General features: G+C 63.1%; 21 protein-coding genes. 13 read left to right on the top strand and 8 right to left on the bottom strand.

The annotated features are described in order from the left end of the window. The first annotated feature begins 53 nt into the window (after window positions 1–53). The 3 genes from NCR38_RS02045 to aroG all read left to right on the top strand — a co-directional run bounded on the left by NCR38_RS02045 (window position 54) and on the right by aroG (window position 3,893). Window positions 54–884, top strand: a complete 831-nt coding sequence (locus NCR38_RS02045; RefSeq protein ID WP_250476311.1) for a carbon-nitrogen hydrolase family protein — start codon at window positions 54–56, stop codon at window positions 882–884. 137 nt (window positions 885–1,021) lie between these two features. Beyond that, entirely contained in the window at window positions 1,022–2,488 is a 1,467-nt protein-coding gene (tldD, locus tag NCR38_RS02040) for a metalloprotease TldD (RefSeq protein WP_061117777.1), read from the top strand. Between the two features lie 331 nt (window positions 2,489–2,819). Continuing rightward, the gene (aroG, locus tag NCR38_RS02035; protein ID WP_061117884.1) at window positions 2,820–3,893 is read left to right on the top strand and encodes a 3-deoxy-7-phosphoheptulonate synthase AroG; all 1,074 of its coding nucleotides are present in this window, start codon (window positions 2,820–2,822) and stop codon (window positions 3,891–3,893) included. A 251-nt stretch (window positions 3,894–4,144) separates the two neighbouring features. Here aroG and NCR38_RS02030 read toward each other — a convergent pair whose 3' ends face one another. Next, complete coding sequence (locus tag NCR38_RS02030) at window positions 4,145–4,702, bottom strand: cob(I)yrinic acid a,c-diamide adenosyltransferase (RefSeq protein ID WP_250476310.1); 558 nt, start codon at window positions 4,700–4,702, stop codon at window positions 4,145–4,147. Between the two features lie 237 nt (window positions 4,703–4,939). Between NCR38_RS02030 and NCR38_RS02025 the strand changes: the two genes are divergently transcribed. From NCR38_RS02025 to proC, 6 genes are all read left to right on the top strand, one after another. Next, the gene (locus tag NCR38_RS02025) at window positions 4,940–6,358 is read left to right on the top strand and encodes an FAD-binding oxidoreductase (RefSeq protein WP_250476309.1); all 1,419 of its coding nucleotides are present in this window, start codon (window positions 4,940–4,942) and stop codon (window positions 6,356–6,358) included. Window positions 6,359–6,422: 64 nt separating this feature from the next. Continuing rightward, entirely contained in the window at window positions 6,423–7,967 is a 1,545-nt protein-coding gene (locus tag NCR38_RS02020) for an FAD-linked oxidase C-terminal domain-containing protein (protein WP_061117780.1), read from the top strand. Window positions 7,968–8,110: 143 nt separating this feature from the next. After that, complete coding sequence (gene glcE / locus NCR38_RS02015; RefSeq protein WP_061117781.1) at window positions 8,111–9,199, top strand: glycolate oxidase subunit GlcE; 1,089 nt, start codon at window positions 8,111–8,113, stop codon at window positions 9,197–9,199. Between the two features lie 8 nt (window positions 9,200–9,207). Continuing rightward, on the top strand, window positions 9,208–10,434 hold the full coding sequence (glcF, locus tag NCR38_RS02010) for a glycolate oxidase subunit GlcF (RefSeq protein WP_061117782.1): 1,227 nt from the start codon (window positions 9,208–9,210) through the stop codon (window positions 10,432–10,434). Between the two features lie 44 nt (window positions 10,435–10,478). Further along, on the top strand, window positions 10,479–11,174 hold the full coding sequence (locus tag NCR38_RS02005; protein ID WP_250476350.1) for a YggS family pyridoxal phosphate-dependent enzyme: 696 nt from the start codon (window positions 10,479–10,481) through the stop codon (window positions 11,172–11,174). A 14-nt stretch (window positions 11,175–11,188) separates the two neighbouring features. Continuing rightward, a complete protein-coding gene (proC, locus tag NCR38_RS02000; RefSeq protein WP_061117784.1) occupies window positions 11,189–12,001 on the top strand; it encodes a pyrroline-5-carboxylate reductase in 813 nt (270 codons plus the stop codon). A gap of 55 nt (window positions 12,002–12,056) precedes the next feature. On the opposite strand, the gene NCR38_RS01995 is transcribed toward proC, so the two are convergent. From NCR38_RS01995 to recG, 7 genes are all read right to left on the bottom strand, one after another. Beyond that, the gene (locus tag NCR38_RS01995; RefSeq protein WP_250476308.1) at window positions 12,057–13,070 is read right to left on the bottom strand and encodes a class I SAM-dependent methyltransferase; all 1,014 of its coding nucleotides are present in this window, start codon (window positions 13,068–13,070) and stop codon (window positions 12,057–12,059) included. A 550-nt stretch (window positions 13,071–13,620) separates the two neighbouring features. Then, complete coding sequence (gene ubiA / locus NCR38_RS01990) at window positions 13,621–14,481, bottom strand: 4-hydroxybenzoate octaprenyltransferase (protein WP_250476307.1); 861 nt, start codon at window positions 14,479–14,481, stop codon at window positions 13,621–13,623. Between the two features lie 119 nt (window positions 14,482–14,600). After that, complete coding sequence (locus NCR38_RS01985; protein WP_061117886.1) at window positions 14,601–15,089, bottom strand: Dps family protein; 489 nt, start codon at window positions 15,087–15,089, stop codon at window positions 14,601–14,603. Window positions 15,090–15,235: 146 nt separating this feature from the next. Beyond that, window positions 15,236–15,388 carry a hypothetical protein gene (locus NCR38_RS01980; protein WP_250476306.1) on the bottom strand — a complete coding sequence of 51 codons (153 nt, stop codon included), beginning with the start codon at window positions 15,386–15,388 and terminating at the stop codon, window positions 15,236–15,238. Window positions 15,389–15,421: 33 nt separating this feature from the next. After that, window positions 15,422–16,894: a catalase gene (locus NCR38_RS01975; RefSeq protein ID WP_250476305.1), complete on the bottom strand. Its 1,473-nt coding sequence runs from the start codon at window positions 16,892–16,894 to the stop codon at window positions 15,422–15,424. Between the two features lie 334 nt (window positions 16,895–17,228). Next, entirely contained in the window at window positions 17,229–18,188 is a 960-nt protein-coding gene (locus NCR38_RS01970) for a hydrogen peroxide-inducible genes activator (RefSeq protein WP_061117787.1), read from the bottom strand. Between the two features lie 130 nt (window positions 18,189–18,318). Next, complete coding sequence (recG, locus tag NCR38_RS01965; protein ID WP_250476304.1) at window positions 18,319–20,508, bottom strand: ATP-dependent DNA helicase RecG; 2,190 nt, start codon at window positions 20,506–20,508, stop codon at window positions 18,319–18,321. A 95-nt stretch (window positions 20,509–20,603) separates the two neighbouring features. On the opposite strand from recG, the gene queA reads away from it, so the two are divergent. From queA to secD, 4 genes are all read left to right on the top strand, one after another. Further along, window positions 20,604–21,650, top strand: a complete 1,047-nt coding sequence (queA, locus tag NCR38_RS01960) for a tRNA preQ1(34) S-adenosylmethionine ribosyltransferase-isomerase QueA (protein ID WP_250476303.1) — start codon at window positions 20,604–20,606, stop codon at window positions 21,648–21,650. A 47-nt stretch (window positions 21,651–21,697) separates the two neighbouring features. After that, the gene (gene tgt / locus NCR38_RS01955) at window positions 21,698–22,858 is read left to right on the top strand and encodes a tRNA guanosine(34) transglycosylase Tgt (RefSeq protein WP_061117790.1); all 1,161 of its coding nucleotides are present in this window, start codon (window positions 21,698–21,700) and stop codon (window positions 22,856–22,858) included. Window positions 22,859–23,066: 208 nt separating this feature from the next. After that, entirely contained in the window at window positions 23,067–23,396 is a 330-nt protein-coding gene (gene yajC / locus NCR38_RS01950; protein WP_061117791.1) for a preprotein translocase subunit YajC, read from the top strand. Between the two features lie 127 nt (window positions 23,397–23,523). Further along, window positions 23,524–25,590, top strand: a complete 2,067-nt coding sequence (gene secD, locus NCR38_RS01945; RefSeq protein ID WP_061117792.1) for a protein translocase subunit SecD — start codon at window positions 23,524–23,526, stop codon at window positions 25,588–25,590. Window positions 25,591–25,599: the final 9 nt, after the last annotated feature.

Genomic DNA, 25,599 nt, shown 5'->3' with positions numbered 1-25,599 from the left:
CCGCCCCGGCGACGCCGTTTTTTCGTCCCCTTTTTTATCAGCGCACAAAAGACATGAGCGAAAGATCGAGCGAAAGCGCGGCCCCGTTTCAGGTCGCCGCGCTGCAGATGGTCAGCACGCCCGAGCGCGACCGCAATCTGGCCGACGCCGGACGCCTCGTCGCCGAAGCTGCGCGCGGCGGCGCTCAGCTCGTGCTCCTGCCCGAATATTTCTGCTACATGGGCTTCAAGGACACCGACAAGCTCGCGATCCGCGAAACGCCCGGCGCGGGTCCGATCCAGCAATTTCTGTCCGATGCGGCGCGCGAGCATCGCGTGTGGATCATCGGCGGGACACTTCCGCTGCAATCGCCCGAACCGAACCGCGTCCTGAACACGACGCTCGTCTTCGATCCGACGGGCAAGCAGGTCGCGCGCTACGACAAGATTCATCTGTTCAATTTCGAAAAGGGCGAAGAATCCTTCGACGAATCGCGCACCATCTGTCCTGGCAGCGAAGTGCGGACGTTCGAGGCGCCGTTCGGGCGCGTGGGATTGTCGGTGTGCTACGACCTGCGCTTTCCCGAGCTGTACCGCAAGCTCGGCGATTGCGCGCTGATGGTCGTGCCTTCCGCGTTCACTTACACGACCGGCAATGCGCACTGGGAAACGCTGCTCAAGGCGCGCGCCGTCGAGAATCAATGCTACGTGCTGGCCGCGGCGCAGGGCGGCAGGCACGAGAACGGCCGCAGGACGTGGGGCCACAGCATGCTGATCGATCCGTGGGGCGAGATCGTCGCCGTCAAGGACGAGGGCATGGGCGTGGTCGCGGGCGGTATCGATCTGCAACGCATCGCAGCCGTGCGGCAGAGCTTGCCGGCTTATCGACATCGCGTGATCGGGTGATCGCGCGGCTCACTCAACTGACGACTCGAAGACGCGGTTTGCCCGCGCACATGACCTGACTGGATCAGACCGTAGAATAGGCTGCAATTCGTCTGAAATATCATCGAACTCGTCACAGAACACGTAATAGGCACCGCATGAATATCATCGAACCCGGCATTCGTAACCTGGTCACGGCGAAGGACGTTTTGCTCACGCCCTACGGCCTCGACGAAGGGCTGATCACTCGCACGCTCGCGGAAATCTTCACGCATCGTGTCGATTACGCGGACCTCTATTTCCAGTCCACGCGCAGCGAAGCGTGGAGTCTCGAAGAAGGCATCGTCAAATCAGGCAGCTTCAGCATCGATCAGGGCGTCGGCGTGCGCGCCGTGTCCGGCGAGCGCACGGCGTTCGCCTATTCGGACGACCTGTCGCCCGAATCCATCCGCCAGGCCGCGATCGCGACGCGCGCCATCGCCAAGGCGGGCGGCGGCAAGCACAAGATCAAACCGGCGAGCACGCTCACGGGCGTATCGGGGCGCGATCTGTATCTGCCTGCCGATCCGCTGCATTCGCTCGATGCGAACGCCAAGGTGAAGTTGCTGGAGCGCGTCGAGCAGATGGCCCGCGGCAAGGATCCGCGCATCACGCAGGTGATGGCCGGTCTCGCCGGCGAGTATGACGTCGTGCTCGTCGCGCGCAGCGACGGCGCGCTCGCGGCGGACGTGCGCCCGCTCGTGCGCGTGTCGGTGACGGTGATCGCCGAGCAGAACGGGCGACGTGAAATCGGCACGGGCGGCGGCGGCGGACGCTTCGACTACGGCTATTTCACCGACGACATCCTGAACAAGTACGTCGACGATGCCGTGCACGCGGCGCTCGTCAATCTCGAAGCGCGCCCGGCTCCCGCTGGCGCGATGACGGTGGTGCTCGGGCCGGGCTGGCCGGGCGTGCTGCTGCACGAGGCGGTCGGACACGGGCTCGAGGGCGATTTCAACCGCAAGGGATCGTCGGCGTTCGCGGGGATGATCGGCGAGCAGGTGGCGGCGAAGGGCGTCACCGTGGTGGATGACGGCACGCTTCCGAATCGGCGCGGCTCGCTCAATATCGACGACGAAGGCAACCCGACGCAGTGCACGACGCTGATCGAGGACGGCATTCTGAAGGGCTACATCCAGGATTCGCTCAACGCGCGCCTGATGAAAATGCCGGTGACGGGCAACGCGCGCCGCGAATCGTACGCCGCGCTGCCGATGCCGCGCATGACGAACACGTACATGCTCAACGGCGACAAGGACCCGAAGGAAATTCTCGCCTCGGTCAAGAACGGCTTGTATGCGGTGAATTTCGGCGGCGGTCAGGTCGACATCACCAACGGCAAGTTCGTCTTCTCGGCGTCCGAGGCGTACATGATCGAGAACGGCAAGATCACGTATCCGGTGAAAGGCGCGACGCTGATCGGAAGCGGCCCGGAATCGCTCAAGTACGTGACGATGATCGGCAACGACATGTCGCTCGATAGCGGCGTCGGCGTGTGCGGCAAGGAAGGCCAGAGCGTGCCGGTGGGCGTCGGTCAGCCGACATTGCGCATCGAGAAGATGACGGTCGGCGGGACGGTGTAATTTGTATGCGGCATTTCCGCATCGGATGGGTGGGTATGCGGCGTGGCCGCGCCGTCCGATGCGGATTGTCCGCGTTTTCTTAGTTGCAGGGTTGTCAGCGCCGCACGTTTGAGGTTATAAGAGCAGTCACAACTTTTTGCGACACCCCTTCGACCCATCATGTCCGCCAAGTTTTATTTTTATTTCTTTTGGCATCTCAAGCCGCTGGCGGATCGAGAGGGGTGAGTCGTACACAGGTTGAACAAACCGAAATTCCCGAAAAACCGCCAGCGAGTCTGGCGGTTTTTTTTCGTCTCATATTTTGATTAGAACGTTGCCGTTGGAGAACGACATGCCCCCGCACAATACCGATGATGTTCGCATCCGCGAGTTGAAAGAGCTGACCCCGCCCGCGCATCTGATCCGCGAATTTCCCTGCGCCGAGCCGGTTTCGGAACTCATCTACAACGCGCGGCAGTCGATGCATCGCATTCTTCATGGGATGGATGATCGCCTGATCGTCATCGTCGGGCCTTGCTCGATTCATGATCCGAAGGCTGCATTGGAGTACGCGGGGCGATTGATCGAGCAGCGTAAGCGGTTCGCGGGGGAACTGGAGATCGTGATGCGGGTGTATTTCGAGAAGCCGCGGACAACGGTCGGCTGGAAGGGGCTGATCAACGATCCGTACATGGATAACAGCTTCAAGATCAATGATGGGTTGCGGGCCGCGCGGGAGTTGCTCATGCATATCAATGAGCTTGGCTTGCCTGCGGGGACCGAGTATCTCGACATGATCAGTCCGCAGTACATCGCCGATCTGATTTCGTGGGGCGCGATTGGGGCGCGGACCACGGAGTCTCAAGTACACCGCGAGCTTGCCTCCGGGTTGTCTTGCCCGGTGGGATTCAAGAACGGTACTGACGGTAACGTCAAGATTGCTGTGGATGCGATCAAGGCGGCGTCGCAGCCGCATCATTTTCTCTCCGTGACCAAGGGCGGCCATTCGGCGATTGTTTCTACCGCTGGTAATGAGGATTGCCACATCATTTTGCGCGGTGGCAAGACGCCTAATTTCGATGCGGCGAGTGTGGATGCTGCGTGTAGCGATATTGGGAAGGCTGGCTTGGCTGCGCGATTAATGATCGACGCGAGCCATGCCAATAGCTCGAAGAAGCATGAGAATCAGATTCCGGTTTGTGAGGATATTGGCAAGCAACTGGCTGCTGGGGATGAGCGGATTGTCGGAGTGATGGTGGAGTCGCATCTGGTTGCTGGGCGGCAGGATCTCAAAGAAGGATGCGAGCTTACCTACGGGCAAAGTGTTACCGATGCCTGTATCGGATGGGATGAGAGTGTGAAGGTGCTTGAGGGATTGGCGGAAGCGGTTAAGCAGCGGCGCGTAGTACGTGGCGGCGGAAACTGAGTTTCCTGACATCGTTGTAGACGGCGATCCGAGTAAGCCGTCTACAACGTAGGCTATGAGAACAGAGCAGTCGTCGCTAGAACCGAATTTTCTGACATCGGGCGTGAAGGACAATCGTTTCCAGAGTTTGACTTAATCTCTTTGGATTATTTCGAACTCTGCGCTTATCGCGTGCATTCCAATCTAAAAAGAACCCAGAGTGCGAGATGGAAGACGAAGTTGAATCAAACCAATGGTGTTTTGGCGTGCTGCTATCGCTCAGTTGCACGAGACCATAAGATATCGCTTCCTCCGTCCGCCCGATTTAGCACCCGAGCCCAAATAAACATCAAATCCGACAACCGGTTCACATACCTCCTCGGCGCCTCATTCACTCCCGCGGTCTCTGCACGTCCCAACGCCACAATCCCCCTCTCCGCCCTCCGACAAACCGTCCGCGCAACATGAGCAAGCGCCGCCGCCCTCGACCCACCCGGCAAAATAAACTCCTTCAACGGAGGCAAAGTCGCGTTGTACTCTTCCAGCCACGCATCGAGTTGAGCAAGATGAGAAGTCTGAATCATCGAATGCCCGGGAATCGACAACTCGCCACCGAGATCGAATAAATCGTTTTGAATCTGCGTCAGCGCGGCGCGAATATCGGACGGCATCGGCTCGCATAAAAGCACGCCAATACAGGAATTCAATTCGTCGACATCCCCGATCGCGGCGATGCGCGTATCGTCTTTCGAAACCCGGCTCCCATCGCCCAGTCCTGTGGTTCCATCGTCGCCAGTACGCGTGGTGATCTTGCTCAAGCGGTTACCCATCGCTGTCTCCCTGATAAGCAGACAAAAAACCGACCCATTATAGGCACGCCGACGCACTCGAAACCGCCATAAACCCGCCCCGCCGGCCTCTCTCCGACGGCGTAAAATGGAATGAACACCGTACGGCTTTCGCGCGAACCGCAAAACGAGCCAGTCACGAGGCATCACGCGAAAACCGCAACGCCCATACCAAGCGCAAGCAAAGAACACAAAGCCGCACCGCCCGGAGACACGCAAGTGAACCACCCCACAGAACATCAAGCACTTCAGAAGCGTCCCTTTCCCGCGTCGCTTTTCGAAGCGCTGAAAGCAAGATTCGGCGAGCGCGCGACGGCATCGCAAGCCGTCCGCGAACACCACGGCCGCGACGAATCGCCGTTCGATCCGCAACTCCCCGACGCCGTCGTCTACGCGCGCAGCACCGACGAAGTGCAGGCCATCGTGAAGCTCTGCGCAGAGCACGACGTCCCGATCATTCCCTACGGCAACGGCTCCTCGCTCGAAGGTCACTTGCTCGCGGTCCAGGGCGGCGTCTCCATCGACCTCTCCGAGATGAACCAGATCGTCTCGATCAACGCCGAAGACCTCACGGTCACGGTGCAACCCGGCATCTCCCGCAAGCAACTGAACGAAGCGCTGAAGGACACGGGTCTCTTCTTCCCGATCGATCCCGGCGCCGACGCGAGCATCGGCGGCATGTCCGCGACGCGCGCCTCGGGCACCAACGCCGTGCGCTACGGCACGATGCGCGAAAACGTCCTCGGCCTCACCGTCGTGCTCGCCGATGGCCGCGTCATCAAAACCGGCACGCGCGCGCGCAAATCGTCCGCGGGCTACGACCTCACGCGTCTTTTCGTCGGCTCGGAAGGCACGCTCGGCGTCATCACCGAAATCACGGTGCGTCTTTATCCGCAGCCCGAAGCGATTTCGGCGGCCGTGTGCGCATTCCCTTCCATGGGAGATGCCGTGCGCGCCGTCATCGAAACCATTCAGATGGGCGTGCCGATCGCGCGCGTCGAATTCGTCGACAAACTCGCCGTGCGCGCCATCAACCGTCACTCGAATCTGACGCTGCGCGAATCGCCGATGCTGTTCTTCGAATTCCACGGTACCGAATCCGGCGTGCAGGAACAGGCGCAGACCGTGCAGGACATCGTCGCGGAGAACAACGGCGAGGACTTCGAATGGGCGACGCGTCCCGAAGACCGCAGCCGTCTCTGGAACGCGCGCCACTCGGCCTACTTCGCGATGCTGCAACTGAAGCCGGGCTGCCGCGCCGTCACCACCGATGTCTGCGTGCCGATCTCGCGTCTCGCCGAATGTGTCGAGGAAACGGAAAAGGATCTGCAAGGCTCGTACTTGCCGAGCCCGATCGTCGGTCACGTCGGCGACGGCAATTTTCACGTCGCGATGCTGCTCGATCCCAACAAGCCCGAAGAGCTGGAAGAAGCCGAGCGCATCAACCGGCGCATCGTCGGACGGGCGCTCGAGATGGGCGGCACCTGCACCGGCGAACACGGCGTCGGGCTGCACAAGATGAGCTTCATGATCGAGGAGCACGGCGAGGACGCCATCGCGACGATGCGCGCCATCAAACAGGCACTCGATCCGAGAAACCTTATGAACCCCGGGAAAATCTTCACTTTCGAAGGCTGAAGAAGCGCAAGATGCACGCATGAAATAAGCGCCACTGACCGCGCAGGCATCAAAAGGAGGAGACATGAACGCACCCGACGAGCTCAAGGCCGAGCAGATGTCGCCCAATCTGCCGCACGAAGACGCGCCCGAGCTGACCGAAGATCAGCTCGCCGCGCGTCAGCGTGAAGTCGTGCAGGCGCTGATGGCCGTGCTGCCGACGCACTGTCTGCTCTTTCGCGACGAAGACACCGCCCCGTATGAATGCGATGGCCTCGCCGCGTACCGGCGCCTGCCGCTCGCGGTGGCGCTGCCGGAAACCGAGGCGCAGGTGCAGCGTGTCGTGCAAATCTGCGCGCGTCTTTCCATTCCGATCGTCCCGCGTGGCGCGGGCACCGGCCTCTCCGGCGGCGCGATGCCGATTCGCCACGGCATCGTGCTGTCGCTTGCGCGCTTTCGCAAGATCGTCGAAGTCGATCCATACGCGCGCACCGCGACCGTGCAGCCGGGCGTGCGCAACCTCGCCATTTCGGAAGCTGCCGCGCCCTATGGGCTGTATTACGCGCCCGATCCGTCATCGCAGATCGCGTGCACGATCGGCGGAAATGTGTCCGAGAACTCCGGCGGCGTGCACTGCCTGAAATACGGCCTCACGGTGCACAACGTCCTGCGCGTGCGCGCGGTGACGATGGAAGGCGACGTCGTCGAGTTCGGCTCGCTCGGCCCTGACGCGCCGGGCCTCGATCTGCTCGCGGTGCTGATCGGCAGCGAAGGCATGTTTGCGATCGTCACCGAGATCACCGTCAAGCTGATCCCGAAGCCGCAAACGGCGCAGGTCATCATGGCGAGTTTCGACGATGTCGTGAAAGGCGGCGACGCCGTCGCGGCGATCATCGCCGCGGGCATCATCCCGGCCGGCCTGGAAATGATGGACAAACCCGCGACGCGCGCGGTCGAAGAGTTCGTCAACGCGGGCTACGACCTCGACGCCGCCGCGATCCTGCTGTGCGAATCCGACGGCACGCACGACGAAGTCGCCGAGGAAATCGTCCGCATGACGGCGGTTTTGCGCGAGCACGGCGCGTCGCGCATCCAGATCTCGCGTTCCGAAGCCGAGCGCCTCAAGTTCTGGTCGGGCCGCAAGAACGCGTTCCCGGCGGCGGGCCGCATATCGCCGGACTATTACTGCATGGACGGTACCGTACCGCGCCGCGCGATCGGGCCGCTGCTCAAGCGCATCGAAGAGATGGAGAAGAAGTACGCGCTGCGCTGCATCAACGTGTTCCACGCCGGCGATGGCAACATGCATCCGCTGATTCTGTTCAACGGCAACGATCTCGATGAATGGCATCGCGCCGAGGCGTTCGGCTGCGACATCCTGGAGTGTTGCGTCGAACTGGGCGGCACGGTGACGGGCGAGCACGGCGTCGGCATCGAAAAGATCAATTCGATGTGCGTGCAGTTTTCGCCGGAAGAGCGCGACGCGTTCTTCGCGGTCAAGCGCGCGTTCGATCCGCCGGGCCTGCTCAATCCCGACAAGGGTATCCCGACGCGCGCGCGCTGCGCCGAGTACGGCAAGATGCATGTCCGGGGCGGGCTGTTGCCGCATCCCGAATTGCCGCGCTTCTGAAGTCTCACGACGCGCGGCGCGCGTTGCGCTATCCACGTTTCTCCGAGTGTGGCGGGGTTAAGCGGCCGGTACAATCGATCGGACAGCCATTAGAAAGCTGAACACGGAAGTCGGATCGAAATCGACGAATGAGCGGAACATCCATGGAACAGGACGACATCGTCGCCGGCTGGTCGGAGAGGATCGCCCGGGCCACCGAAACCGGCACGCTGCTGCGCGTGCGCGGGGGTGGCACGAAAGACTGGTACGGGCAGACGCTCCAGGGAGAGATCCTCGACACGCGCGTGTATCGCGGCATCATCGCTTACGATCCGGCGGAACTCGTCATCACTGCGCGAAGCGGCACGCCGCTCGCCGAAATCGAAGCGGCACTCAGAGAGCACAACCAGATGCTGCCGTTCGAGCCGCCGCACTTCGGGCGCAACGCGACGCTGGGCGGCTGCATCGCCGCGGGGCTCGCGGGCCCGCGCCGCGCATGGACCGGCGCGCCGCGCGATTTCGTGCTCGGCGCGGTCGTCATGAACGGTCACGGGCAAGTGCTGCATTTCGGCGGACAAGTGGTGAAGAACGTCGCCGGGTATGACGTGTCGCGCCTGCTAGCGGGTTCGCTCGGTACGCTCGGGCTGATTCTCGAACTCTCGATCAAGGTGCTGCCGCGCCCCGTCGCCGAAGCCACGCTCAAGTTCGACATGCACGCCACCGACGGCGTGCGCAAGCTCAACGAATGGGGCGGCCATCCATTGCCGATCTGCGGCAGCGCGTGGCGCGACGGCACGCTTGCGCTGCGTCTCGCAGGCGCGGAAGCTGCTGTAAAGACAGCGCGCAATACGCTCGGCGGCGAGGTCGTCGATGCGGTCGAAGCCGACCGTTTCTGGATCGGCATGCGCGAGCAGACGGACCCGTTCTTCGCGGTGATCGAACCGCGCTCGGCGCTGTGGCGGCTCGCGTTGCCGTCGATCGCGGAGCCGCTGCATCTGCCGGGCGCGCAGTTGATGGAATGGGGCGGCGCGCAGCGCTGGTGGATCACCGACACCGATCCGCAAACCGTGCGCATCAGCGCGAAGCAGGCGGGCGGGCACGCGACGATATTCCGCGCAGGCTCCGCCTACGATCGCAACGCGGGCGTGTTCACGCCGCTGCCCGCGCCGCTGATGAAGATTCATCGTGGATTGAAAGCCGCATTCGATCCGGCGCGCATCTTCAACCGCGCGCGTTTGTACCCCGACTTTTAGGCGCTTCGATGCAAACCAATCTCGCCGAATTCATCCGCGGCACGGCCGATGGCGACGAAGCCGACGCCATCCTGCGCAAGTGCGTGCACTGCGGCTTCTGCACGGCGACCTGCCCGACATATCAGATACTCGGCGACGAGCTCGACGGGCCGCGCGGGCGCATCTATCTGATGAAGCAGATGTTCGAAGGCGCGCCGGTCTCGCGCAGCACGCAACTGCATCTGGACCGCTGTCTCACGTGCCGCAATTGCGAAAGCACGTGTCCATCGGGCGTGCAGTACGGACGGCTCGTCGAGATCGGGCGCAAGATCGTCGAAGAAAAGGTCGAGCGGCCGATGCGCCAGCGCCTGCAACGGCGCCTCCTCGCGAGCTTCCTGCCGAACAGCACGCTCTTCACGCCCGCGATGAAGCTCGGGCAGCAGTTCCGCGGCATCCTGCCGCGCAAGCTGCGCGCGAAGATTCCCGTGCCCGAGCGGCCGCTCGCGGCGCCCACGAACAAGCATGAACGCAAGATGCTGATGCTCGCCGGCTGTGTGCAACCGGCGATGATGCCTAACGTCAACACCGCAACGGCCCGCGTGTTCGACGCGCTCGGCATCGAGATCGTCACGGCGCCGTCCGCGGGCTGCTGCGGCGCGATCCGCCTGCATCTCGGCTACAACGAAGACGCGCTCGACGACGTGCGCAACAACATCGACGCATGGTGGCCGTATGTGGAAAGCGGCGTCGAGGCGATCGTGATGAACGCGTCGGGCTGCGGCGCGACGGTGAAGGAGTACGCGCATCTGTTGCGCAACGATCCGGCGTACGCGGAAAAGGCGCAGAAGATCGTCGACCTGACGCGCGATCTCGCCGAAATCCTGCCGATGTACGAGGAGGAGCTCGTCGCGCTTTCGCGTCGGCGCGGCGTGCATACCGTGGCGTTCCATCCGCCGTGCACGTTGCAGCACGGACAGCAGATTCGCGGACGCGTCGAGCAATTGCTGACCGCGCTCGGGCTCGAAGTGCGCCTGCCCGCCGACAGCCACTTGTGCTGCGGATCGGCGGGGACGTATTCGGTCCTGCAGCCGAAGCTCTCGTACACGCTGCGCAATCAGAAGCTCGACCGGCTGGAGAAGCTGGAGCCGCAGATGATCGTATCGGCCAATGTCGGCTGCATCGCGCATCTGCAAAGCGGCACGTCGACGCCCGTCACGCACTGGATTCAACTGCTGGAGCATCTGCTGTACGGTTGAGCGATTCGTATAATGGCCGGATGGTTCTCATGGCTGTCTCAGGTATGTCCATCGCTCAACACCTCGAAGAAGTCCGTCGACGCATCGCGAAGGCCGCGCAAAGCGCGTCGCGCGATGCGGCGTCCATCAAGCTGCTCGCCGTGTCCAAGACCTTTCCCGCCGACGACGTGCGCGCCGCCTTCGACGCCGGCCAGCGCGCGTTCGGCGAGAACTACGTGCAGGAAGGCATCGCGAAGATCGCCGCGCTCGGTGATCTGCGCGGCGACATCGAATGGCATTTCATCGGGCCGCTGCAATCGAACAAGACGAAGCTCGTCGCCGAGCAGTTCGACTGGGTGCATTCCATCGACCGGCTCAAGATCGCGGAGCGGCTCTCCGCGCAACGTCCCGAAGGCACGCCCGCGCTCAACGTGTGCATTCAGGTCAACGTGAGCGGCGAGGCGTCGAAGAGCGGCGTCGAGCCGGATGAAGCCACCGCGCTCGCGCACGCGGTCGCCGCCCTGCCCGGCCTGCGTTTGCGCGGCCTGATGGCGATACCCGAGCCCGCCGATACCCTCGATGCGCAACGCGCGCCGCATGTCCGCCTGCGCGAGTTGATGAACACGCTACGCGCCGATGGCCTCGAACTCGACACGCTCTCGATGGGCATGTCCGCCGATCTCGAAGCCGCCGTGATCGAAGGCGCGACGATCGTACGTATCGGCACCGCCATTTTTGGCGCGCGCACTTACACCACCTGACCTCACCTTCAACCATGAAAATTGCATTCATCGGCGGCGGCAACATGGCCGCGGCGCTCATCGGCGGTCTGATCAAGCGCGGCGTCCAGCCGTCCGACATCTACGCCGTCGACATCAACGACGAAGCGCGCGAGCGCACGGCGAAACAGTTCGGCATCGCGACCGGCGCGGCCGTCGATGCAACGCTCGCCGGTTACGACGCGATCGTGCTCGCCGTGAAGCCGCAAGTGCTCAAGAGTGTGGCCGAAGCGCTCGCGCCGCATCTGTCGAAGCAGACGATCATCAGCATCGCGGCGGGCATCCGCGCGACGGATCTTTCGCGCTGGCTGAACGGCTATACGCAGATCGTGCGCACGATGCCGAACACGCCGGCGCTGATCGGCATGGGCGTGACGGGTCTGGCCGCGCTGCCCGGCGTGAGCGACGCGGCGAAGGCGCTCAGCAGCCAGGTCCTGGAAGCGGTCGGCACGGCCGTCTGGTTCGACGACGAAGCCAAGCTCGACGCGGTCACGGCGATCTCCGGCAGCGGCCCGGCCTACGTGTTCTATTTCATCGAAGCGATGCAGGAAGCGGCCCGCCAGCTCGGCATGGACGAGGAGCAAGGCCGCGCGCTCGCGGTCGCCACGTTCACGGGTGCGGCGCAACTGGCGGCGCAATCGGGCGAGCCGGCGAGCGTGCTGCGCGAGCGCGTGACGTCGAAGGGCGGCACCACGGCGGCCGCGCTCGCCTCGTTCGATGCTCAGGGCGTGAAGGACGCGATCGTGCGCGGCGCACTGGCGGCGCAAGCGCGGGCGAAAGAGATGGGGGATGAACTGGGCGGCGCCTGATCGAGCGACGCCACCCTGAACGAGCGGCGCGCGCAAGCACGCGCGCCGCGCTCGCTCAAAGCTTCTGCACGACGAACTCGATGCCGCACTCCGCGAAGGCAGTCCGCGTCTGGTCGAAGCGCTCCATGCCGTGCATGAAGCTGTGATCCAGCAGTTCGGCCTTCTTCACGCTGACTTCGCGTTCGAAATCGCGCAGCAAATCGAGCACGTTGATCGACACAGGCGACCAGCTTTTGCGCTTGAAGAGGGTGAACGTGTGCTTGTGGTCGGTGTTGAATGTCGACGGCCATACACCTTGCTCGTACATGTCCTCGTCCGGCACGGTGATGACTAGATGGCCGCCCGGCTTGAGCACGCGCAACCAGTGGCGCAACGCGACGCGCGGGTCCATCACGTGTTCGAGGCAGTGCCCCGAATAGACGAAGTCGAAGCTGTTGTCCCGAACGTTCTCGAGGTATTGCGCGTCCCCCTGCGCCCACTCATAGACCGTCACGCTCTCGATGCGCGGAAACAACGTGCTATACAGCGCGATGCTGTCGTTGCCGCCGCCGATATCGAGCCCCTTGCCCACGAGCCAGCGATTGCCGAAGCGAGCGTCGAGCAGACGGCGATTGACCGATATGCACGTCGTACCCGGAACACCCAGCGTCAGCACAAACGGCTGCGTCTGATCGCCGGGAACGACCCATTTCTTCAGCCCGTACTCGCCCCACGCACGCGGCCATAGCACCGCGTAGCCCGTATCCTCTCCATGCCAGTGCACCGTATGCGTGGACTCGAACGACGCGAGCAATTCGAGGAACGCCGCTTCCTGATCGAAGCCGTTCTCGACCCAATCCGGAAGGGTCCCTGCGTTCGTCCGGAAGTCGCGCCGGTAGATGCGCACATCGTCCAGCACGATGAGTGCGTTAGCCGTCCGGCCGCGCAGGAGTTCGAGTTCAGCGAGCAGCGGCAGGCGCTCGGTCGGAGCATGCTCCTGGCTGATATAGCTGTTGCCGCCATAGTCCGCGCCGGGATAATGCGCGTCCAGAAAAACGAGGCAGCGTCGCCCGGCCAGTGTGTCTTCCACCGGGGCCGAGCGCAAAAAGGCAAGACTGTCAGCATTCGCCACATGGAGACGTTCGCTTTGTTCCGCCTCTGCGAAAAGCGGCTTGAAGATTTCGCAGGACAGCGCTTTGGTGAACCCGGCGGACAATGCGGCTCGGCAAGAATCGCCCTTTCCATAACCGGTTTCAATGAGATGTGTGACCCGATTCCGGGAAACGAGTGCAGCCAGATCGAAGCGAGCAAGAGAACCCATGATTCACACGCTGAAAATGAAGCAAGCGAACGATTGCCACCGCGCGGAAAACCCCGCAGTGTTCAACCGGCTTGCCGAGGGAAGGGACGGTGCGTTCGTGAGAATCACCGGGCGCCACGGGAGGCTTTGCTTTGAGCGTTCCCGGGCAACCAATCGTTTGACTGGCGCACGACGTTATCAAAACATAAGGCCGCGACGCCGCGATGTGATCAAATTTTTCGTTCTCAAACCATTTCGCAGATTGACATAAAGCAGCGAGCTATGGTTTTACGCAACGTGCGTTGCGCACGTTGCGGGCACTCGATCCACGCAAAAGGGCTCAACTCGAAAACGCGTAGTGAAGGGCGATTCCCGCGAACAGCATCCCTCCGAGCCAGTTGTTATGCTTGAACGCCGCGAAGCACGCCATCCGCTCGCGATTGCGGATCAGCCCGTAGTGATACACCGCGCAACCCGCCGCCGCGAGCCAGCCTAGCCAGTAGAGCCAGCCATATCCCAGTGCGATGCCGATGCCCACGTAGATCGCGAGCGTCACCGCGTAACACAGCATGACGGCCAGCACGTCGTATCGGCCGAACGTGAGCGCGGACGTGCGAATGCCGATCTTGATGTCGTCGTCGCGGTCGACCATCGCGTATTGGGTGTCGTACGCGACCGACCAGAACACGTTCGCCGCGAGCATGATCCACGCGAGCATCGGCACGTGGTTCTGCACGGCGGCGAAGGCCATCGGGATGCCGAAGCCGAACGCGATGCCGAGATACGCCTGCGGAATCGCGAAGAAGCGCTTGGTGAACGGATACGTGCCCGCGACGAACAGCGCGAACACCGACAACTCCTTGGTTAGCGTGTTGAGCGGCAGGATCAGCAGGAACGCGACGAGCGCGAGCGCCGCCGCGAGCGCCACCGCTTCCCATGCCTTGATCTTGCCCGACGTGATCGGCCGCTCGGCGGTGCGCTTCACGTGGCGGTCGAAATCGCGGTCGGCGTAGTCGTTGATCGCGCAGCCCGCCGAGCGCATCAGGATCGTGCCGATCGTGAAGATGACGAGCAGCATCGGCGACGGACGGCCATCGGACGCGATCCACAATGCGTTGAGCGTCGGCCATAGCAGCAACAGGCTGCCGATGGGCTTGTCGAGGCGCACGAGGCGCATGTAAAGCGGAAGACGGGCGAGCATGGCGAATGTCGAGGCAGAGAAACGCGATCCGGCTATTTTAGATCAGCGTGCCGGGACATCCTCAAAAGCAAAAACCCCGCTTGAGAGCGGGGTTTCATCGCTTCGAAACGGAAGAAGCATCAGGCCAGCATCGCGCGCAGCATCCACGCGGTCTTCTCGTGCGTCTGCATGCGTTGCGTGAGCAGGTCGGCCGTCGGCTCGTCGTTCGCGGCTTCGGTCGCCGGGAAAATCTCGCGCGCCGTGCGCACCACCGCTTCCTGACCTTCCACCAGCTGACGGATCATGTCTTCGGCAGCCGGCACGCCGTCCGCTTCCGGGATTGACGACAGCTTCGCGAATTCCTTGTAGCTGCCCGGCGCATGCACGCCCAGCGCGCGGATGCGTTCCGCGATCGAATCGACGGCGAGCGCGAGTTCGTTGTACTGCGTCTCGAACATCAGATGCAGCGTGTTGAACATCGGACCCGTGACGTTCCAGTGAAAGTTGTGCGTCTTCAGATAGAGCGTGTACGTATCGGCCAGCAGCCGGGACAGCCCGTCGGCGATCTTCTTGCGGTCTTTGTCGCTGATGCCGATGTTGACGGCAGGTGCAGTGCCTTTCTTCGCCATGATGACTCCGTGAGAGAGTGATTCGAACGTTGCGAACGCCGCGCGCATCGCCTTGCCGCGCGGCGTTTCGAGCGCTCGACAGTTTATCGTAGAGAAACAGGAAGCGCCGTATTGCTTCGCAAGTCTGTCGAACGCTTCGACGACACTCAGGCGCCGACGACACCGCTCGCCACGACGAGTCCATAGCCCGCCGCGACGATGCCGAATGCAATCGCGACGCGCACGCCGCGCGACGCCTGACGGCTGGATGCTTCGATGTGGTCGACCGCCTGTGAGATGTGCTTCAACGCTTGCGACATGATGTTTTCTCCCGGTGTATCCCAGCGCCGCCGTCACGCAGCGGCGGTATCTTTCTCGTCGACGTACTGGCCGAGCTTCGCGAGCGCGTCGATCACGCCCTGCGCGTAAGCTGCATCGATGCGGCGGAAATGCCCGAGTTGCCGCGCGACGATTTCGTTCGGCACGCCATGAATGTGCCGCGCGATGTTGCCGAAGAAGCGCTCGCGCTGCGCGTCGTCGAAGAGCCTGAACAGCGCCGCCGGCTGGCTGTAGTAGTCGTCGTCCTCGCGATGGTCGTAGCGATGCACCGTGCCGCCCGCGAGCGGCGGCTCGTTCGCGTTGGCGTCCTGCGCGAATTCGCCGTAGCGGTTCGGCTCGTAATTCACGCGCCCGCCGAGATTGCCATCGGTGCGCATTGCGCCATCGCGATGAAACGGATTGGCGATCGGCGCGCGCGGCGCATTCACCGGAATCTGGTGATGATTGATGCCGAGACGATAACGCTGCGTGTCGCCATACGAGAACAGGCGGCCCTGCAACAGGCGATCCGGCGAGAAGCCGATGCCCGGCACCACGTTCGCCGGCGAGAACGCGGCCTGCTCGACATCCGCGAAGTAATTCTGCGCGTTGCGATTCAACTCGATCACACCGACGTCGATCAGCGGATAGTCCTTGTGCGACCACACTTTGGTGATGTCGAACGGATTCACCTTCGACTTCGCCGCCTCTTCTTCCGTCATCACCTGAATGCGGAAATTCCAGCGCGGGAAGTTGCCGTTGTCGATGTTCTCCACGAGGTCACGCTGCGCGCTTTCGCGATCGTTCGCGATCACCGCCGCGGCTTCGGCATCCGTGTAATGGTCGAGCGGTTGCTGCGACTTGAAGTGGAACTTCACATAGAAGCGCTCGCCGTCCTTGTTGACGAACGAAAACGTGTGCGATCCGAAGCCGTGCATCTGCCGGTAGTTTTTCGGAATGCCACGGTCGCTCATGAGAATCGTCACCTGATGCAGCGATTCCGGGTGACGCGACCAGAAATCCCACGCCGCGACATTGCTGCGCATGTTCGTGTACGGATCGCGTTTTTGCGTGTGAATGAAGTCGGGAAACTTGAGCGGATCGCGGATGAAGAACACCGGCGTGTTGTTGCCGACGACGTCCCAGTTTCCCTCTTCCGTATAGAACTTGAGCGAGAAGCCGCGCACGTCGCGCTCGGCGTCGGCGGCGCCGCGCTCGCCCGCGACCGTCGAGAAGCGCATGAAGATCGGCGTTTCCTTGCCGATGTCGGCGAACAACTTCGCCTTCGTATAGCGCGAGATATCGTGCGTCACGCGAAACGTGCCGAACGCGCCCGAGCCCTTCGCGTGCACGCGGCGCTCCGGAATCACTTCGCGGTCGAAGTGGGCGAGTTTCTCGACGAGCCAGAAATCCTGCAGCGTGACCGGGCCGCGCGGGCCAGCGGTCTGAGAGTTCTGGTTGTCGCCGACGGGTGCGCCTGCTGCGGTCGTGAGTCGTTGAGTCGTCATCGTGATGCTCCTGCTTTTTTGGGTTGCGTGGGATGATGCGAGCCGCGCGCTTCAGGCGACGCGAGCGAAATCGGCGAGGATCGAAACCGTCATGTCGCGCAGGCTGTTCCAGCGGTCGAAGAAGGTCGTGGCGGTCATGGAATCCTCTCTCTGTCGTGATGTCGGCCGAGAACCGGCAGTGAGAGAATCCTAACTTAGACTATCGACATTTTTAATTCGATTAAATTTATCTATTCGATAGGCCGAACTTCGCGCCAGCTTTGCCTTCAGGCGTGCGCCAAACGAAAACGCCGCGCTCCGTTGCCAGAGCGCGGCGTTTCAGGGAAAAGGTCGATCAGTTCACGGCGACAGGCATGTCGAGCTTTCTCACGCCCGGCAAATCGCAATTGGCGATCGCTTCGCAGATGGCGTCGATGGCAGGCATGCGCGTGAAACTCTTGCGCCATGCCAGCACGACGCGCCGGTCCGGCACCGGTTCATCGAACGGCACGTAGCTGAGCAGACCCGAATCGATGCCCCCCGCGTGCGGCTTCACCTCGCTCACCGACATGCGCGGCAGCACCGTAATTCCGACGCCGCTCGCGACCATATGACGGATCGTCTCCAGCGAGGAGCCTTCGAACGTCTTCTGGATGCCGTCCGCGTTCTGCGAGAAGCGCATCAATTCGGGGCATACGCCGAGCACGTGATCGCGGAAGCAGTGACCGCTGCCGAGCAGCAGCATGGTTTCCTGCTTGAGATCGTCCGGATCGATCTTCGCGCGGTTCTCCCACGCGTGTCCGGAAGGCATCGCGACGACGAACGGCTCGTCATAGAGCGCGCGCACCATCAGCCCGGTTTCGGGGAACGGCAGCGCCATGATCGCGACATCGATTTCGCCCTGCTTCAGCAGCTCGATCAGCTTGAGCGTGTAGTTCTCCTGGAGCATCAGCGGCATCTGCGGGACCGACTTGATCATCTGCTTGACGAGCGTGGGCAGCAGATACGGTCCGATGGTGTAGATCACGCCGAGGCGCAACGGACCGACGAGCGGATCCTTGCCCTGCTTGGCGATTTCCTTGATGGCGAGCGTCTGTTCGAGCACGCGCTGCGCTTGCGTCACGATCTGCTCGCCGATCGGCGTCACGCTGACTTCGCTCGTGCCGCGCTCGAAGATCTGCACGTTGAGTTCGTCTTCGAGCTTCTTGATTGCCACCGACAGCGTCGGCTGGCTGACGAAGCACGCCTCGGCCGCGCGGCCGAAATGCCGCTCGCGCGCGACCGCGACGATGTACTTCAGTTCAGTGAGGGTCATTGGCGGCCAATGAAATACATTGATTCAATAGGTTTGAGTTATACACCTGCGTGCCGTCGTTCGACAACTTCTGCCGAATCGCCGGTCCGCGCCGGCTAAATAGGGACCGACATGACCCGCGCGAGTTCAGTCAGGCCTTCAAATAGTGCTCCCTCGCGCCGAGCCAGCGCGCGAGGTGCCGCGTGACGGCCTCGGGGAACTGCGCGAGCATCTGATCGGCGGCGGCGCGCGCCGGTTCGATCAGCCAGCCATCGTTTTCGAGACTCGCGAAGCGCAACATCGCTTCACCCGATTGCCGCGCGCCGAGAAATTCGCCGGGGCCGCGAATCTCGAGATCGCGGCGAGCGATCTCGAAGCCATCGGTCGTCTCACGCATGGTTTTCAGGCGCGCGCGGGCGGTCTGCGACAGCGGGTTCGAATACATCAGCACGCACACGGACGCCGCGCTGCCCCGACCCACGCGCCCGCGCAACTGATGCAGTTGCGCGAGACCGAAACGCTCCGCATGCTCGATCACCATCAGCGACGCATTCGGCACGTCGACGCCGACTTCGATCACCGTCGTCGCGACGAGCAGTTGCACTTCGTTGCGCGAGAACGCGTCCATCACCGCCGCTTTTTCGGCGGGTGCGAGCCGGCCGTGAACCAGCCCGACGCGCAGTTCGGGCAGCGCGGCAACCAGCGTCTCGTAGGTCTCGACGGCCGTCTGCAACTGCAGCGTCTCGCTTTCCTCGATCAGCGGACAGACCCAGTACACCTGCCGTCCGGTCAGCGCCGCTTCACGCACGCGGCCGATAATTTCGTCGCGCCTGCCGTCGGACACCACCTTGGTGAGGATCGGCGTGCGGCCGGGCGGAAGTTCGTCGATGGTCGAGACGTCGAGATCCGCGTAGTAGGTCATCGCGAGCGTGCGCGGGATCGGCGTCGCGGACATCATCAGTTGATGCGGCTGGAAGTCGCGCGCGCCGTCCGCCGCATTCAGGGCTTTCGCCCGCAGGGCAAGCCGTTGCGCGACGCCGAAGCGATGCTGCTCGTCGACGATCACGAGTCCGAGGCGCGCGAACTCCACCGCATCCTGAATGATCGCGTGCGTGCCGATGACGAGCTTGGCCGTGCCGAGCGCCGCCGCCTCGATCGCGGCGCGCTTTTCCTTCGCCTTAAGGCTGCCCGCGAGCCACGCGACAGTGACGCCCAGCGGCTCCAGCCAGCCGCGGAGTTTGCGCGCGTGCTGCTCCGCGAGGATTTCGGTCGGCGCCATGAGCGCGGCCTGATATCCGGCGTCGATGGCCTGTGCCGCCGCCAGCGCCGCGACGATCGTCTTGCCGCTGCCGACATCGCCTTGAAGCAGACGCTGCATCGGATGCGCGAGCGTCAGTTCGCCCGCGATTTCCGCGACCACGCGCTGCTGCGCGCCGGTCAGCGCGAAAGGCAGCGTGCGCAACAGCCTCACGACGAGCGACGCGTCATCGTCGGGCAGGCGGCGCGGCATCGCGGGCGCGGCGCGCGTGCGTCGCTCCTCGTGTGCGCGCTTGAGCGACAGTTGCTGCGCGAGCAATTCCTCGAATTTGATGCGCGTCCACGCCGGATGCGTGCCGTCGATGAGCGCGGTTTCATCCGAATCCGCGCGCGGATGATGCAGCGTCTTAACGGCGTCGAGCAGGCCGGGCAGGTTCAGCGGCGCGAGATGCGCGCGCGCGATCGGCTCGGGCAGCAGTTCCGGCAGCGACACGCGGGAAATGGCCGAGTCGATGGCCTTGCGCAAGTACGCCTGCGAAATGCCCGCTGTGGACGGATAAACCGGTGTGAGCGCTTGCGGCAGCGGCGTGTCGTCATCGACGGGACGCACCGCCGGATGCACCATCTCCATCCCGAAGAAGCCGCCGCGCACATCGCCACGCACGCGCAGGCGCACGCCGATGGCCATCTGCTTGACCTGCGAGCCGTAGAAGTTGAGGAAGCGCAGCGTAAGCTCGTCGCCTGCGTCGTCGTGAATCTTCACGAGCAACTGGCGACGCGGCCGATACGCGATCTCGTTGTCGAACACGACGCCTTCGGTCTGGGCAATATCGCCGGGAATCAGTTCGCCGATGGGCGTGAGCGAGGTCTCGTCCTCGTAGCGCATCGGCAGATGCAATACGAGATCGATGTCCGATTTCAGGCCCAGCTTCGCGAGCTTGTCCGCCGTCCTCACGACCGGTTTGGTTTTTTTCCCGGCGCTTTCCGCCGTCTTCGCCCGCTTGCGCGCGACAGGCGCGTCGGCTTCGTCCGCGGTCGGGAGTGCGTCGGTCGGGGAAGCCAGGCGGCGGTCGGACAAGGGCATTGACTCTCTTCGCAAGTACAATATGAGGTTTGTTCGGCGCGATTGCGGTTTTTTCGCGTCCTGTTCGCGCCTAAGTTGCGTCACCCAGTCACGCCATGTTCACGCTTTCCGATTTCGATTTTAATCTGCCGCCCGAGCTGATCGCGCAGAGTGCGCTCGCCGAGCGCAGCGCGAGCCGCCTGCTCGAGGTCGACAACCGCATCACGCCCGCCACGCTCGTCGATCGGCGCTTCTCCGAACTTCCCGATCTGATCGCGCCGGGCGATTTGTTGGTGTTCAACGATACCAAAGTCCTGAAGGCGCGCTTCTTCGGCCAGAAGGCCAGTGGCGGGCGCGTCGAGGTGCTGGTCGAGCGGCTGACCGGCGCGACCACGGCGCTCGCGCAGATCCGCGCGAGCAAGAGCCCGGTCGAAGGCACCACGATCCGCCTTGCGGATGCATTCGACGTGACCGTCGGCGAGCGCGTCGAGCCGTTCTACACGCTGCACTTTCCGGCCGAATGCCTGACGCTCATCGAGCAATACGGGCGCTTGCCGCTGCCGCCCTATATCGAGCACGACGCCGACGCCTACGACGAAACGCGCTATCAGACCGTTTATGCGGCCAATCCCGGCGCGGTGGCCGCGCCGACTGCGGGCCTGCATTTCGACGACGCCCTTTTCGCCGAACTCGATGCCGGCGGCGTCGAGCGCGCGACGTTGACGCTGCACGTCGGCGCGGGCACGTTCCAGCCGGTGCGCGTGGAGAACATCGCGGAGCACAAGATGCACACCGAGTGGTACGACCTGCCGCAATCGCTCGTCGATCGCATCGCGGCGGTGAAGGCGCGCGGCAACAAGGTGATCGCGGTCGGCACGACGTCGATGCGCGCGCTCGAAGCCGCCGCGCGCGATGCGGCAAGCGCCGGCCGGCCGCTCGCCGCGACGCAGGCCGAAACCGATATCTTCATCACGCCTGGCTACGAATTTCGCGTCGTCGACCGGCTGGTGACGAACTTCCATCTGCCGAAATCGACGCTGCTGATGCTCGTGTCGGCGTTCGCCGGCATGGAAACGATTCGCGATGCATATCGTCACGCGATCGAGGAGAAGTACCGTTTCTTCAGTTACGGCGACGCCATGCTGCTGACGCGCCGCGACTAGTTTTTTCAACCAATGCGCTGGACTGTTTTCCAGTGGCAGGAATTCTGATGACCGCCAACCACACCCCGCCCGAGAACGGGCTCAAGTTCGAATTGCTGACGACCGACGGCCAGGCGCGCCGCGGGCGCCTCACGCTCAATCACGGCGTCGTCGAAACGCCGATCTTCATGCCGGTCGGAACCTACGGCACCGTCAAGGCGATCCAGCCGCGCGAGCTCGAGGAGCTGCGCGCGCAGATCATCCTCGGCAACACGTTCCACCTGTGGCTGCGTCCGGGGCTGGAAGTCATCGGCGCGCACGGCGGCTTGCACAAATTCATGGGCTGGAACCGGCCGATCCTCACCGATTCGGGCGGCTTTCAGGTGTTTTCGCTCGGCGAACTGCGCAAGATCACCGAAGAAGGCGTGACGTTCGCGTCGCCGATCAACGGTGACCGGCTCTTCCTTTCGCCCGAAGTGTCGATGCAGATACAGAAGGTGCTGAACTCCGACATCGTCATGCAGTTCGACGAATGCACGCCCTACTCGACCAACGGCATTCCGACCTCGCACAAGGACGCTGCGGATTCCATGCGCATGTCGATGCGCTGGGCGAAGCGGTCCATCGACGAATTCAACCGGCTCGGCAACCCGAACGCGCTCTTCGGCATCGTGCAGGGCGGAATGTTCGAGGATCTGCGCGACGAATCGCTCGCGGGTCTTTCCGAGATCGGCTTTCACGGTCTCGCGATCGGCGGGCTTTCCGTCGGCGAGCCGAAGGAAGACATGATGCGCGTGCTGAACCACATCGGTCCGAAGCTGCCCGCCGACAAGCCGCATTACCTGATGGGCGTCGGCACGCCGGAGGATCTCGTCGCGGGCGTCGCGGCGGGCGTCGACATGTTCGACTGCGTGATGCCTACCCGCAACGCACGCAACGGCTGGCTCTTCACGCGTTTCGGCGATCTCAAGATCAAGAACGCGACGCACAAGAATTCGATGAAGCCGCTCGACGAAAGCTGCGGCTGCTACACATGCCAGAACTTCACGCGCGGGTATCTGCACCATCTGCATCGCGTCGGTGAAATTCTCGGCGCGCAACTGAACACGATTCACAACCTGCACTACTACCTGCAATTGATCGGCGAAGTGCGGGCATCGATCGAAAATCACTCGTTCGAAGCATTCCGCAAGACGTTCGCGGAAAATCGTGCGCGCGGAGTCGATTGAGCCGCGTCTTGAAATGGCGCGGCAGTATTACAATTGCCTTTCTACTGTTTGCCGAGCATGCAGCGAAAGTCCGGAAATGCGAGTCGTAACGGCTTGATGACAAAGCGCATTCCCGGAGTGTCGCGTCGTGGGCGAGTGGTAGAATACCGGGCTAATTTCCATTCGAGTTTTTCGAACGTATTTGTGACGTTTTAACGGAGAGACCAACGTGTCGTTCATTTCCAATGCCTTTGCACAAGGCGTAACCGCGGGTGGCGCGGAATCGAGCCTGATGAGCTTCCTGCCGCTGATCCTGATGTTCGCGGTGCTGTACTTCATCATGATCCGTCCGCAGATGAAGCGTCAGAAGGAGCATCGCAACATGCTCGCCGCCATGGCCAAGGGCGATGAAGTGGTGACCAACGGCGGTATCGTCGGCAAGATCACGAAGGTCACGGATGCTTACGTGGGCGTGGAAATCGCCGAAGGCACGGAAATCACGATCCAGAAAGCGGCTGTGACCACCATTCTCCCGAAGGGCACGATCAAGTCGCTGTAAGGCCACTCGTTCCACCGCGTCCGGCGCGGCCTCGCTCACCGAGCCGTCCGATCCTTCATCACCGGCTCATCGCGCATAACGCCGGACGCCCTCTCCTCCGAAGCCAACTTTCCGGTCGGCCATTCCCATGAATCGTTATCCCCTCTGGAAGTATGTCGTGATGCTGGTGGCGCTCGTCATCGGCCTCGTGTACACGCTCCCCAACTTCTTCGGCGAGGCGCCCGCAGTTCAGGTGTCGAGCGGCAAGGCGACGGTCAAGCTCGATTCTTCGACGCTTGCGAACGTCGAAGCCGCGCTCGCCGCGAACAATATCAAGGCCGACGAAGTCACCTTCGATAATTCGCAACTGAACGCGAACATCCGCGTGCGCCTGAAGGACACCGACACGCAGTTGCACGTGAAGGACCTTCTCTCGAAGACGCTCAACACGGATCCGGCCGATCCGCAGTACATCGTCGCGCTGAACCTGCAGAGCGCTTCGCCGCGCTGGCTGACGGCCCTGCACGCACTGCCGATGTACCTCGGTCTCGACTTGCGCGGCGGTGTGCACTTCCTGCTGCAGGTCGACATGGCCGGCGCGCTCAACAAGAAGCTCGACTCCGACGCCGCCGACGCGCGCACGTATCTGCGCGACCGCAATATCCGCGATGGCGGCGTGAACCGCATCGGGCAGTCGGTCGTCGTGAACTTCTCGGATCAGGACAGCGCCGACAGCGCGCGCACGCAGCTCCAGACTGGCGTGTCGGAACTGCAATGGGTGACGCGCCAGGGCGGCGACGGCTTCCAGGTGGTCGGCACGTTCTCGGCGGCTGCGCAGAAGACCGTCGAGGACAGCGCGCTCAAGCAGAACATCACGACGCTGCATAACCGCGTGAACGAACTCGGCGTCGCGGAGCCGGTGATCCAGCAGCAGGGCTCGGACCGCATCGTGGTCGAGCTGCCGGGCGTGCAGGACACCGCGAAGGCGAAGGACATCATCGGCCGCACGGCGACGCTCGAAGCGCGCCTCGCCGATCCGGTCAACACCTACATCGGTCCGAACGACGCTGTGCCGCCCGGCGACGAAGCGTTCAAGCAGGGCGATCGCCTCGTGCTCTTGCGCAAGCAGGTGATTTTCACGGGCGACCGCATCATCGATGCGTCGGCGGGCTTCGACGATCATCAGCGCCCGTCCGTCAACATCCGGCTGGACTCCGCCGGCGGCCGAGCGGTGTCGGCCGTGTCGCGCGACAACATCGGCAAGCCGATGGCCATGGTCCTGTTCGAAAAGGGCAAAGGCGAAGTGCTGACGGTCGCGACGATCCAGTCCGAGCTCGGCGACCGCTTCTCGATCACCGGCCAGCCGACCCCGCAGGCCGCCACCGACCTCGCGCTGCTCCTGCGCGCCGGTTCGCTCGCGGCGCCGATGGACATCATCGAGGAACGCACGGTCGGCCCGAGCCTCGGCGCGGACAACATCAAGAAGGGCTTCGATTCGGTGACCTACGGTTTCGCCGCGATCGCCGTCTTCATGGTCGCGTACTACCTGCTGTTCGGCGTGTTCTCGATGCTGGCGCTCTCGGTCAACCTTCTGTTGCTGGTCGCGGTGCTCTCGCTCCTGCAGGCGACGCTGACCTTGCCGGGTATCGCGGCTATCGCGCTCGCGCTCGGTATGGCGATCGACGCGAACGTGCTGATCAACGAACGTATCCGCGAGGAACTGCGTAACGGCGCGCCGCCGCAGACCGCGATCCAGGAAGGCTTCAAGCACGCCTGGGCGACGATTCTCGACTCGAACGTGACCACGCTGATCGCCGGTCTGGCGCTGCTCGCATTCGGTTCGGGCCCGGTGCGCGGCTTTGCGGTCGTGCACTGTATCGGCATTCTCACGTCGATGTTCTCGGCGGTGTTCTTCTCGCGCGGGCTCGTGAACCTGTGGTACGGCGGCAAGAAGAAGCTGAAGTCGCTCGCAATCGGTCAGGTGTGGCGTCCGGAAGGCTCGAATGCCGAAGCGGCCGCGGCGGCGTATCTCGCGGCGCAACGCGGCGACGAATCGCCTGTCGACGAAATCGTGAAGACCGCGAAGGGCAAGACGAAGACGGCGGCGGCTGCGCCGCGCCCGGCAGCTCAAGCGCAAGCGCGCACGGGCAAGCCGACGGTGCGCCGTCGTTCGGGCCCCGGCATCGATCAACAGAAACCGGGCGAGTCCCGCTGATTCCGCAGA

Origin of the sequence: Caballeronia sp. INML1 (assembly GCF_023631085.1) — a bacterium.
GTDB lineage: Bacteria > Pseudomonadota > Gammaproteobacteria > Burkholderiales > Burkholderiaceae > Caballeronia > Caballeronia turbans.
Note: the sequence above shows the minus strand (reverse complement) of the source record. Positions and strands in the feature narration are given on the sequence as shown.

What these genes read in the sequence shown, in the direction of transcription:
- NCR38_RS01975 (WP_250476305.1), bottom strand. Translation starts at nt 16,894, where the DNA reads ATGACGACTCAACGACTCACGACCGCAGCAGGCGCACCCGTCGGCGAC.
- tldD (WP_061117777.1), top strand. Translation starts at nt 1,022, where the DNA reads ATGAATATCATCGAACCCGGCATTCGTAACCTGGTCACGGCGAAGGAC.
- aroG (WP_061117884.1), top strand. Translation starts at nt 2,820, where the DNA reads ATGCCCCCGCACAATACCGATGATGTTCGCATCCGCGAGTTGAAAGAG.
- NCR38_RS01985 (WP_061117886.1), bottom strand. Translation starts at nt 15,089, where the DNA reads ATGGCGAAGAAAGGCACTGCACCTGCCGTCAACATCGGCATCAGCGAC.
- NCR38_RS02005 (WP_250476350.1), top strand. Translation starts at nt 10,479, where the DNA reads ATGTCCATCGCTCAACACCTCGAAGAAGTCCGTCGACGCATCGCGAAG.
- secD (WP_061117792.1), top strand. Translation starts at nt 23,524, where the DNA reads ATGAATCGTTATCCCCTCTGGAAGTATGTCGTGATGCTGGTGGCGCTC.
- ubiA (WP_250476307.1), bottom strand. Translation starts at nt 14,481, where the DNA reads ATGCTCGCCCGTCTTCCGCTTTACATGCGCCTCGTGCGCCTCGACAAG.
- recG (WP_250476304.1), bottom strand. Translation starts at nt 20,508, where the DNA reads ATGCCCTTGTCCGACCGCCGCCTGGCTTCCCCGACCGACGCACTCCCG.
- NCR38_RS01980 (WP_250476306.1), bottom strand. Translation starts at nt 15,388, where the DNA reads ATGTCGCAAGCGTTGAAGCACATCTCACAGGCGGTCGACCACATCGAA.
- tgt (WP_061117790.1), top strand. Translation starts at nt 21,698, where the DNA reads ATGACCGCCAACCACACCCCGCCCGAGAACGGGCTCAAGTTCGAATTG.
- glcF (WP_061117782.1), top strand. Translation starts at nt 9,208, where the DNA reads ATGCAAACCAATCTCGCCGAATTCATCCGCGGCACGGCCGATGGCGAC.
- queA (WP_250476303.1), top strand. Translation starts at nt 20,604, where the DNA reads ATGTTCACGCTTTCCGATTTCGATTTTAATCTGCCGCCCGAGCTGATC.
- NCR38_RS02020 (WP_061117780.1), top strand. Translation starts at nt 6,423, where the DNA reads ATGAACGCACCCGACGAGCTCAAGGCCGAGCAGATGTCGCCCAATCTG.
- NCR38_RS02030 (WP_250476310.1), bottom strand. Translation starts at nt 4,702, where the DNA reads ATGGGTAACCGCTTGAGCAAGATCACCACGCGTACTGGCGACGATGGA.
- NCR38_RS02045 (WP_250476311.1), top strand. Translation starts at nt 54, where the DNA reads ATGAGCGAAAGATCGAGCGAAAGCGCGGCCCCGTTTCAGGTCGCCGCG.
- glcE (WP_061117781.1), top strand. Translation starts at nt 8,111, where the DNA reads ATGGAACAGGACGACATCGTCGCCGGCTGGTCGGAGAGGATCGCCCGG.
- NCR38_RS01970 (WP_061117787.1), bottom strand. Translation starts at nt 18,188, where the DNA reads ATGACCCTCACTGAACTGAAGTACATCGTCGCGGTCGCGCGCGAGCGG.
- proC (WP_061117784.1), top strand. Translation starts at nt 11,189, where the DNA reads ATGAAAATTGCATTCATCGGCGGCGGCAACATGGCCGCGGCGCTCATC.